The organism is Desulforhopalus singaporensis, from assembly GCF_900104445.1.
In the GTDB taxonomy this organism is placed as follows: domain Bacteria; phylum Desulfobacterota; class Desulfobulbia; order Desulfobulbales; family Desulfocapsaceae; genus Desulforhopalus_A; species Desulforhopalus_A singaporensis.
Map to the genome: position 1 here is coordinate 1 of NZ_FNJI01000088.1, position 3,805 is coordinate 3,805.

General features: G+C 41.5%; 4 protein-coding genes. All 4 read left to right on the forward strand.

Annotation, left to right across the window (positions count from 1 at the left end; translation table 11 throughout):
- Positions 1-70: 70 nt before the first annotated feature.
- The 4 genes from BLQ17_RS21710 to BLQ17_RS21725 all read left to right on the forward strand — a co-directional run bounded on the left by BLQ17_RS21710 (position 71) and on the right by BLQ17_RS21725 (position 3,584).
- The gene (locus tag BLQ17_RS21710; RefSeq protein ID WP_218121884.1) at positions 71-892 is read left to right on the forward strand and encodes a glycosyltransferase family 2 protein; all 822 of its coding nucleotides are present in this window, start codon (positions 71-73) and stop codon (positions 890-892) included.
- Entirely contained in the window at positions 893-1,348 is a 456-nt protein-coding gene (locus BLQ17_RS21715) for a glycosyltransferase family A protein (RefSeq protein WP_092226341.1), read from the forward strand.
- Positions 1,278-2,836, forward strand: a protein-coding gene (locus tag BLQ17_RS21720; RefSeq protein WP_407919134.1) for an IS3 family transposase whose coding sequence is annotated in 2 segments (ribosomal slippage) — positions 1,278-1,746 and positions 1,746-2,836 — 1,560 coding nt in all. Because the reading frame shifts where the segments join, the coding sequence is not laid out codon by codon here. The genes BLQ17_RS21715 and BLQ17_RS21720 overlap by 71 nt, the downstream gene beginning before the upstream one ends.
- A 145-nt stretch (positions 2,837-2,981) precedes the next feature.
- Positions 2,982-3,584 (forward strand): glycosyltransferase family 2 protein, encoded by a 603-nt coding sequence (locus tag BLQ17_RS21725; RefSeq protein WP_176761398.1) that lies wholly within the window; start codon positions 2,982-2,984, stop codon positions 3,582-3,584.
- The last annotated feature ends 221 nt before the right edge of the window (positions 3,585-3,805 follow it).

Here is a 3,805-nt window from a genome sequence, read left to right on the forward strand (position 1 = left end):
CAAATTTCCAATGATGTCAATATGTTTTTGTTGTTTTATCTTTTATTTCGCCACCTTGCTCGCATGCAAAATGGCGGATGAAACTCCAAACTCCAAAATAATAATGAAAAAAATAAAGAAATATAAAAAAGACAACTCAATTAAATTTTCAATTATAACAGTAACACTTAATGCTGAACGCTACATAGAATGTAATATTTGCAGTATCATTAATCAATCATACGAAAATTATGAGTTCATAATAATTGATGGCCAGTCAAATGATAGTACTCTTGAAAAAATAAACAAATATAAGGAAAAAATAGATATTGTTGTTTCCGAACCGGACAAAGGAATTGGCGATGCAATGAACAAAGGTGTTAAACTGGCAACTGGAGATTATATTTTATTTATACAGTCAGATGACTTTCTAACAAACTCTTCTGTGTTGTCCAACATTGCAGAACAATTACACAACATGTCCGATTTCTATATTTTTCAAGTAAAAATATTCGAGAAAAACAATACAACATTTAGATCAAAAAATATAAATTGGCAATTAAATTTCAAGATGAATTCATGCCATCAAGGTCAAGTAATTTCAAGACATTTATTTAACTCAATCGGAAATTTTGATACAAACTTTAAAATATGCATGGACTATGACTTTATTCTAAGATCATATCGTTCTAGAGCATCTTTTGCCGTTAAAAACTTTACAATTTCGACAATTCGTCTAACAGGTATAAGTTCCAAAACTGACTGGAATTCACAAAAAAGAAGATTCAATGAAGAAAAAAATGTACATAAAAAAAACTGTCCCAATATTATTATGAACTACATATATATGTTATATTGGTCATTATATTTACCATATAGAAAAATGAGATATTTATCCCAAACAAGACGTTAAATGAAAATCGATATAATAATCCCTATATATAATAATATTAATAAACTTAATGACATAATCACCTCAATTAATTCACAAATTCTTCCATATGACGCGAATACAAGAATTATTATTGTTAACGATGGTTCTGAAAAGGATACATACACTAAATTGATAAATATTTTTTCACATCTTGTTGACGACATCATTCATCATGAAAAAAATCTTGGCCGGTCATCGTCAAGGAACAGTGGGTGTAATTCAGGAACAGGTAAGATCATTATATTGCTCGATTCTGAATGTATCCCCCAAGGCAAATTTTTTATACTTGCACATTTGCCCCCAGTGTCAGGGAAGTTGCCGCATGAACAGAAACCCGTTATAAGAGGGGGCAGGAGGTTCATGCATGAGATATTCACCAGAACGGAAAGAGTCGGTGTTGAAGAAGATGATGCCACCGCACAATCGGTCTATTAACCAATTGGCCAAAGAAGAAGGCATCAGCGAAGCAACATTGTACAACTGGCGTAATGAGGCAAGATCAAAAGGCATACTGCTGCCGGATGGTGATACGGGTCCTGAAGGTTGGACTGCTCGTGACAAGTTTGCGGCGGTCCTGGAAACCGCATCACTAAATGAAGAGGAGACCGCCGAATACTGCAGACGCAAAGGCATTTATCCGGACCAACTGAGAGTATGGCGGAAAGCCTGTGAAGCTGCCAATGACTGGGATAAACAAGCCGGCATCAAGCTGAAGTCGGAGCAGAAAACCAACCGCAAGCGCATTAAGGATCTGGAAAAGGAGCTTCAGCGCAAGGAAAAAGCCCTTGCCGAGGCAGCAGCATTGCTGGTGTTGCAAAAAAAGGTACAAGCGATCTGGGAGGTCCCCGAGGACGAATGATCAGCACCCCTGATCGCCGTAAAATCGTTATGCTGATTGACAAGGCTCGCCGGGATGGTGCCCGCCTTGCAGCGGCCTGTAAGGTGGCGTGTATTGACGTTCGTACCTACCAGCGTTGGACCAAGGGAGGCAGGGTCAAGCCGGACAAACGTCCTTTGGTCTCTCGTCCGGCACCGGCGAACAAATTGACACCGGACGAAAGGCAAAATGTTCTGGACACCTGCCATCAGCCGGCGTATGCAAGTATGCCACCCGGGCAGATAGTTCCCCGGCTGGCCGATAAGGGGTGCTACCTTGCCTCAGAATCAAGCTTTTACCGCATTCTCCACGAAGCAGATGAGCAACATCATCGTGGTCGAAATGCAAAACCGCGGCGGCAAAGGCCGCCGCAGGGATATTGTGCAACGGGTCCTAATCAGGTGTGGAGTTGGGATATTACCTGGCTGCCGTCACCGATTCGGGGGCTCTATTTTTATCTGTATATGATCGTTGATATCTACAGCCGCAAAGTGGTTGGCTGGGAAGTTAATCCTGCAGAGAACGCAGATTTTGCAGCAAAGCTCTTGCACAAGGCCATTCTGACAGAAGACTGCCTGCTCGATCCGCCGGTGCTGCACGCGGACAACGGTGGTCCGCAAAAAGGCTTTATCATGAAAGCGAAGCTGGAGGCCTTGGGGGTAACGCCGTCATACAGTAGGCCACGGGTCAGCAATGACAACCCGTATTCGGAGTCTCTGTTCCGAACCTGCAAGTATCGCCCGGAATATCCGGTGAAAGGTTTTGACAATATCGATGCAGCTAGAAAGTGGGTCCGGAGGTTCGTGTGGTGGTACAATGAAGAGCATCTGCACAGCGCAATCCGCTATGTGACTCCGGCTCAACGTCACCGGGGAGAAGACTCAATTCTGCTGACCAAGCGCCAAGCAGTTTATCGTTTGGCTAAAGAAAAGCGTCCCAATCGATGGAGTGGTAAAAGCGTTAACTGGCAACCGGTTCAGGAGGTATGGCTCAACTGTCCAAAAGACAGCGAAACGAAGGCCCAGCCACTTTTGAAGGTCGCGTAACAACACGACCGATGTCAAAGAACAGAAAAATCGAGATGATTTTTTTTGCAAAATCATCTCTTAACGGCTCTATCAGCCGGAAGCGTTGGTAATGTCAAGGGCGCGGAGCAGAGCGGAGCGTTTATCTCGACCCTTGATATTGCCAATGCTGGAGGCTACTCCGGTCAAATGCCCGAGGAAACTCCTCTCAATTAGAATTATTTTGATTAAAAAATGCGGCAACTATCCTGAAAAATGGCGTTTGCAAGCATTAGAAAAATGCTCTGTAAGTTGTGGGAAAATAGTATCAAAAAGTCAAGACACTATTTTTTGGAACAGATACCAAAAAGATATTAGTGATCGTAGAGAAAAAGCGTATGTGAAAAGCAAAATCCTTCCTTTCACAACAGCCAACTTAGCTTTCACGAGAGCACATTATACAAATGTTGGTGGTTTCTCGGAAAAATACAAATTTTATGGGTTTGAAGACATTGATTTTTTTTTATGTAGTAAGAAATCTAATGCTACCATCAGCTACACACCTAATGCCCAAGTTGATCACGCTGACAATTTAAGTCTTAAAGGTATATGTCGTAAGATGTACGAAGCTGGGAAACATTCTTCATTGATATTCAGTAATCGTCATTTAGATTACTACCAAAAAATGTCTTATGGCAAAATTGATGTCAACACAAAAACAGCTATTCCCGTTTTAGCGACTTATTCGCCAAAGACGCAACTCTTCATGAGGTATCAGAGGTTGTCATGATGAATTTTAAAGGAGCAAGGCTTTCATCTACGATTTATCCGGAGATGAAGTCTTTTTTTCCTAAAATTGACTGTTTCTTGGGCACATCAATCCATTTTCCCATGGAAATATGATTTTTTCATGGGGCTTTGATCTTTGAAACAACGTTTTTGGGGTTGAGCAAGAAGCCATTACGTTTTGAAAGCCTCCTTGCTGCCAAAAACTATTATCCGCAGGACTCT